Here is a 6,404-nt window from a genome sequence, read left to right on the forward strand (position 1 = left end):
CACCCCTTGCGCATTGTTGGTATTGCCGATGCCAACCGCGCCATCGCCGTTGACCGTGTTGTTCGCGCCCATGCCCACGGCGCCGTTGCCGTTGACACTGTTCGGATCGCCGATCGCCACCGCGCCGTTGCCGTTGGCGACCTGGCCTTGGCCCAGCGCCACCGCGCCGGTGCCGCCGGTCACCTGCGAGTTATGGCCGCCGGCAATGGAGCCCGGGCCGGCTGCAGCGGCAACCGTGTTGGTGTCGCCGATCGCGACGGTAGAGGCTGCTTGCGCCTTCGATGTAGACCCGAGCGCCAAGCTGCTGGCGCCTGACGCGGCGCTCCCTTGCCCTGCCGCCACGGCATTGCCAGCCGACGCGGTACTGGAGCCCAATGCAAGACTGTTCCCACCTGACGCAACCGTAAAGTTGCCTAGAGCGACGGATCCCACCCCACTGGCGGTGACATCGACGCCCACACCAATGGCGTTGGCCGCCGTGGCGCCCCTGCCGGCAACGTCCGGGAGCGGCCCTATGTACATCGAATTCAGGCCGCTAGCGATGGCGTTCCTGCCGATGGCGATAGCATCATTCTGGGTCGCTTGCGCCTGTATACCCATGCCGATTGCAAATTGGCCCGACGCGCTCACATCCGTGCCGATGGCAACAGCCGACTCGCCCGACGCGCCAGTCCCGACGGTACGGGCGCCCAGGTAGACCGCATTGAGCGCCGTTGCATCGGCTTGCCAACCAACGGCTGTAGCATGGGTAGCAGTGCTTTGCGACGAAAGTCCAACTGCCGTCGCTCCGTCGGAGGAGGCAAGCGTAAAGGCACCCAGGGCGGTTCCCTGCCCCGTTGTGGCCAGGGAAGACGCACCGAGCGCTACGGAATTGATGGCGCCGGTCGCTTTGGCTGAAGGGCCGATGGCGACGCTGTTGCCGGAGTTGACGTCGACGGAGCTCGATGTGCCGAAAGCGATGGCGTTGCCGCCCGCGGCAAACGATTGGGTTCCAAATCCAATGGAACTGCGGCCGGAAGATGTGACGTCGGTACCGATGGCGATCGACCCCTCCCCGAGTGCCCCTGTGCCGACGGCTGTTCGGGGGCCCAGGTAGATAGAGTTGACCCCAAGCGCGTTGGCTTGGAAACCGACACTGGTGGCGTTCAAGGCTCCACTGTGGGCCGCGAACCCTAGAGCTGTCGCACCGCCGGCATCGGCCGCGGATGACAAGCCAGCGCACATGGCCGAGCCAGAGTAGACATTGAATGGCGGGTTCGCGCAGTTAATCTGAGCCTGTGCCAACGTCGTCCACGCAAGGCCTCCGATAGCCGCGGATGCGCCGACGACGAACGTGCCAAGGCGTTGCGATATCCCTCTGTGCGCAGGCCGCTTGGTCGTTGTACCGCCCGAATGGCTGCTGGCCAGTTCCGACGCCACCACGAGCTGGTTCAGCGCGCGGCTCCAGACTTTCCGATAGACCTTGTTCATGCCTGACTCCCTTATGGCTGATTCGATGCCAGGGATGTAAGTCAGGGCGAAGTGCGGGGCGCACGAATACCACCGCGCATGCGCCGGCCTTGGGCGCAGGACGAAGAAGTTCTGCGCTCACGCTATGGCATGAACGTTTACCTTGGGAAAATCGTGGAACGTTTCGATGTGCCCGGCTACTAGGAACCCCTGCCTACACAACCCCTATTTTTTGTGCGAAGGACTCAATCGAAACGGCAAGGCTGGGGACAAAAGCCTCGATTCGTTTCGCTCTGCTTTGATGTGCGGCACCCGGCTGACACGCCGTTGTCGCGATCAAGATCATCGCACCGCTGGAAAAAACACGGCAGTGGTGAGAGTCGGTTTAAATGAGATTAGCATCACATTTAGCACGATTCATATCGTTGTTTTTATATGACGTGCTTACGCAACTTTTATGTCATGCAGGACGTGTCATGACTGCAGCTGACGATGGCAAACTAATTTTGCCGATTATGTTTATGGGATGGCCTGCGGAAGCACGGCAGTATTTTGCGAAGCCGCAATTCGCCACACGCCATCGCGGCGTTGATAGACGTGTTTCATGCGGGTGAGTAACAAGCCCGGCGAGGTGGCCACCGCACCTGGCGGCAACGCGCGGAACTGGGTCACGCGGATGTCGGTGTCGACGATGGCGACGTCCGGGCCGAGGAACAGGATTCGCCGTACCGTGCTTTCGAAGTGGCTACCCTTGAATGGACCTGCCAGGACAGCAGCGTGGCGTTCGCGGATGGCCGCGGGGTTCGGCATGATGCCGCCGAGAATATTGATCAGCTCGCCCTGGGGCCAATACTCATCTGCCCACATCTGCGCATCGGCGGTATTCCAGGCCTGCGCGAGGCGGTCGAGCGACTGCCGAAGAGGTTTCTCGGCCGGCTCATCCGCGTAGCTGGGTGCCGCGAGGGTAAAGAACAGGGCGCTTGCTGCAATCAAGGATAAGAAATACCTGCGTGTCATGCGTGGTCTCCCGAAAACCTGTTAAATGACGCAAATGATGGCGCGCTGCCCCACGGCGCGGCGCCCTGCGCCGTTGACACATATATGTCGGCGGAAGATAGCGGCGTCGGATGCCGCTATCTTCCGCCGCGTCCGACTATAGTCCGAAGCGGCTGCCGACAGCCGAGGCGCAGCCCGTCGTCAACAGGTTACCGGCGGGATCGAAGAATTCGATCTCGGCCTTGGGCGTGGTGAATTTGTTCGGGCCAGGCCCCATGTCGATGACCTGGGTGATCGTCTGCGTTTTGACCAGTGCGCCGTCCATCGTGATGAACGCCACGGTTGCTGCGCTGTATTCGCCTTTGTGCCGGCCGCGGCTCCAGACGCCGTGGCCGGGGCCGCGTATCGCTGGAAAGAACATGGAGTTGGCGGTGGTCTCGGTCACCGTTCCCCCATCTGCAAATGTAAGCAACGAGTAGAACGGGGCGCCGACCGGCGCGCCGGACGTACAGTTGCGCAGGGTTATTTGCACCTGCCACGTCCCCGCCAGGTCGCCTGGGTCGCCCCGGTTGTCCGAATCGTGGGCTGCAGCGCCTGCGCCACAGGCAAGGGCAATAACGCCGGCAAGTGCAAGTGCTACCGGCATGGCTCGATATTTCGCGATCATGATTCTTCTCCTCTGAGTGAATTCGTCGGGCACGACCGTTTCGTGCCCGATCCCACTAGTCACGCCATTGCAGCGAGAACCCGCCCCGTGCCGATTGATCCACGGCATTACTCGCCCTGGCTCCGTGCCTTTACGTCATCATGGTGCCTTTATGGCACTCCAGTGCCACGAACACTAATGCTAGAATTTACCCATGTCAACGACCAAATCGAACGATTTTTCGGCAGCCGGGTTGCGCAAGGGTCGTACCAGCCAGAAACTGCGTACGCGGCGCGCCCTGCTTGAAACTGCCGCGGCAATGATCGCCAAGGGGCAACGCCCCACCGTCACGGAAGTCGCCGATGCCGCGGAGGTTTCGCGGCGCACGGCCTACCGCTACTTCCCGACCCAGGTGAAGCTGATGACGGAGGCGTCCCTGGAAGGTCTGCGGCCATCGATGGAGGCTGCGCTCGATTCCGCGCCATCGGGCACGACCACCGGCGCGATCGAGGCACGCGTGGATGCGTTGGTGGAGCAGATGCAGCGTCTGGCGCTGGCCAACGAACCGCTGTTGCGCACGATGATCCATGAAACCGTGCTGCATGCGCCCAGCGACACGCAGCCGCCGCGAGGCACGCGCCGGGTTGAATGGATCGAGCAGGCCATCCAGCCCCTACGCGCACGCCTGGGCCCGACTGGCTACGCACGCCTGGTGTCGGCATTGGCATTGACCACCGGTATCGAAGCGCTGCTGGTTCTTCGCGACATCCGCGGCTTGTCAGCCGCGCAGGCGGTGCAAGTCAGTCACTGGATGGCGCGGGCCTTACTCAAACAGAGCCTTGCCGATCACCAGGCCGGGCAGCGGCGGGCGCGCAAGAAGCGGCGCGACGCCGAGGATTCGTAGTTGCCTTCTGGCCAGCGCTGCTGGCCCGCAACCGACGATTCAATGGATCGCCATACCATCGGGCGACCGCCCAGGCGGCAGCTACCGATGCCAGGAAGAACACCACCAGCATCGGCAACTTCCGCCCGGCGCCCATATCGGCCCTCGGTATGATCTCCTGCATCAGCCCAAGCACCACGATATGAAACAGGTACAGCTCATAGCTATGTGATCCCAGCCAAGCTAGTGGCCCACCGGCGCGCCTGGCCCAGGTGCCTGCCGGCAGCCTGGACACCATGACCAGGAAGACGGCTGCGGCGAGGCCCAATTGAGTCGCCCCGAATGCCTCGTTGCCCCCGATACCGCGCATGTACACCCACCCCATGGCGGCCAGCGAGAGCCACGCCAGCAGCCGGCGATATCCATTGCTTAACTGGACTGACCCTGCTGCCACCGCGGCAGCACAGCCATAAACAAGCATGTCGACGCAGGCCAGGTTTCCGTACATGAAGAAAAGCTCGTCGCTGCGGTATAGCCACCTGTAAGCCGGTCCCACGACGAGTCCAAGGCAGCTGAGCACGATGAGCTGCCAACGGCGCCGGGCGATGACAAGCACCAATGGGTAGACCAGGTAGAACACTTCCTCTACCGACAGCGACCAGTAGATGTTCATCGCGTAGTTGAAATAGCCCACGCCCTCCATCAGGAGGTTGTGCCAGAAGGTCAACACCGAAAGATTGGCAACCAGGAAGAAGCCGTTACCCAGGTCCTTCCCATGGACAATGTTTGAAAAGTTCGGCAGCCCGGCCAGGCCCAGTACGGTGATCACAACCAGCGCAAGCACTACCGATGGGTAGAGGCGAAACAGACGTAATTTGTAGAAATGGATAACGTCCGTATCGGCGAGTGACCCGTAGCGGCGCACGATATTCGTCGTGATAAGGAATCCGGAGATCACGAAGAACACCGAGACGCCATAGTTGCCGTTGAAGAAGATCGTGCGCAGGGTCTGCACAGGGATCCACTCGTTCAGCGGACTCAAGTGCAGCCGGTAGGCAAGGGAATAATGCAGAAGCATGACCAGCATGATCGAAATCCCTCGCAGGATGTCGATATGCAGGTTTCGTTTATCGTTCATCCCCGCCCCTTCCCTGGTGCCAAGTGGGCACGCTCCATCCACGAATTCTTGCCCACCCGGCCAGTGGCGTAAAGCGACGCAATGCGGGGAAACTCCGGCGCAACCATGGGATGCGGCATCGCAGCACAAGATGCCCGTGAAATCTCCAAGGCCTTGAGCCAACGAGGATACATATCCCATAAACTGGTATCGCAACGCAGCACAAGATCGGTAAAAACATGAATATTTTGTTATTACTTTGTATACGAATACCTCAATATTCCTCACGATTCAATCGCAATTTTGCCTTGAGATCGCCACATACACGTCGTTAACTTGATGCAGGTCGCAAAAATCGACCTCGTCGCTTTAAGGCGCCCGATGCGCCGTCTATGCTGAATCCCTCCATCGATCTTTGTCCCCAAGGTCGATGTGGCGAAGGACATCGTGTATTCCACGAATGGCGTCCGCGCGGTCATTGTCATTGCCCGTCGCTGAAAAAAAGACGTCCGCCTCATGTGACTTAAAAAACGCATCTGCGCGATGCGGCATGTGCCTGCGTGTTATGCAGGCGCAAGGCACCGGCTGCGCGAAGCATATGGAACATCCATGAACAAGAAGTTTCCGTGCTTTTCTACCCATTCATCCTAGGTGCGATATAAACGGCTAGACGTCCATTCATTTCCAGGAAACATGCTGCCGCATGACGACGAAGATTGATCAGGCCCATGACGAAGACACCATCGATCTCAATGCGTTGCTCGGCACACTGCTCGACCACAAGTGGCTGATCGTTGCCATCACCGGGACGTTCTTCGTGGCCGGCCTGCTGTACACGTTGCTTGCCACGCCGATCTACCAGGCCACGGCGGTGGTGCAAGTTGAGCAAAAAACGCCAAGCCTGCCGGGGCTCACCGACCTCACCCAGTCGCTGGGAACCACCGCGTCGCAGGCCGTTACCGAGATCGCGCTGATCACCTCGCGCCTGGTGATCGGCCAGGCGGTGGGCGACCTTCGCCTGGACATCCAGACACAGCCCTGGCGCCTGCCCGTGGTGGGAGATTACCTGTCGCGGGGCCACGACCCGGGCGACCTGGGCGCGCCGCGGTTTGGCCTTAGCCGTTACGGCTGGGGTGGCGAGGTGCTGGACATCTTCAAGCTCGACCTGCCCGAAACCATGCTCGGCAAGAAGCTGGAACTGCGCACGGGTGAGCACGGGCAGTTCAGCCTGTACGACGCAGACGGCAAGCGAATCCTCGAGGGCGCGGTCGGCGAAGTGGTTCATGGCCGGGGCGTGACGATGCAGATCAAGC

Annotated in this window: 6 protein-coding genes; 2 read left to right on the forward strand and 4 right to left on the reverse strand. The window is 60.9% G+C overall.

What is annotated here, in order from left to right:
• The 3 genes from VK519_RS10870 to VK519_RS10880 form a co-directional block, all read right to left on the reverse strand.
• Positions 1-1,470 (reverse strand): ESPR-type extended signal peptide-containing protein (locus VK519_RS10870; protein WP_324349737.1); only part of this gene is annotated, 1,470 nt, incomplete at its 3' end.
• Positions 1,471-1,968: 498 nt separating this feature from the next.
• Entirely contained in the window at positions 1,969-2,442 is a 474-nt protein-coding gene (locus VK519_RS10875; RefSeq protein ID WP_324349740.1) for an SgcJ/EcaC family oxidoreductase, read from the reverse strand.
• Positions 2,443-2,602: 160 nt separating this feature from the next.
• Positions 2,603-3,145 carry a hypothetical protein gene (locus VK519_RS10880; RefSeq protein ID WP_324349742.1) on the reverse strand — a complete coding sequence of 181 codons (543 nt, stop codon included), beginning with the start codon at positions 3,143-3,145 and terminating at the stop codon, positions 2,603-2,605.
• Between the two features lie 160 nt (positions 3,146-3,305).
• Between VK519_RS10880 and VK519_RS10885 the strand changes: the two genes are divergently transcribed.
• Positions 3,306-3,995, forward strand: a complete 690-nt coding sequence (locus tag VK519_RS10885; RefSeq protein ID WP_324349744.1) for a TetR/AcrR family transcriptional regulator — start codon at positions 3,306-3,308, stop codon at positions 3,993-3,995.
• Here the strand turns inward: VK519_RS10885 and VK519_RS10890 are convergent.
• Positions 3,919-5,154: an acyltransferase family protein gene (locus tag VK519_RS10890; RefSeq protein ID WP_324349746.1), complete on the reverse strand. Its 1,236-nt coding sequence runs from the start codon at positions 5,152-5,154 to the stop codon at positions 3,919-3,921. The two genes, VK519_RS10885 and VK519_RS10890, sit on opposite strands and share 77 nt — an antisense overlap.
• Positions 5,155-5,794: 640 nt before the next feature.
• Here VK519_RS10890 and VK519_RS10895 point away from each other — a divergent pair.
• Positions 5,795-6,404, forward strand: a 610-nt coding sequence (locus VK519_RS10895; protein ID WP_324349747.1) for a Wzz/FepE/Etk N-terminal domain-containing protein, incomplete at its 3' end; no start/stop codon positions are given.

Source organism: Pinirhizobacter sp., from assembly GCF_035317885.1.
Classification (GTDB): domain Bacteria; phylum Pseudomonadota; class Gammaproteobacteria; order Xanthomonadales; family Rhodanobacteraceae; genus Pinirhizobacter.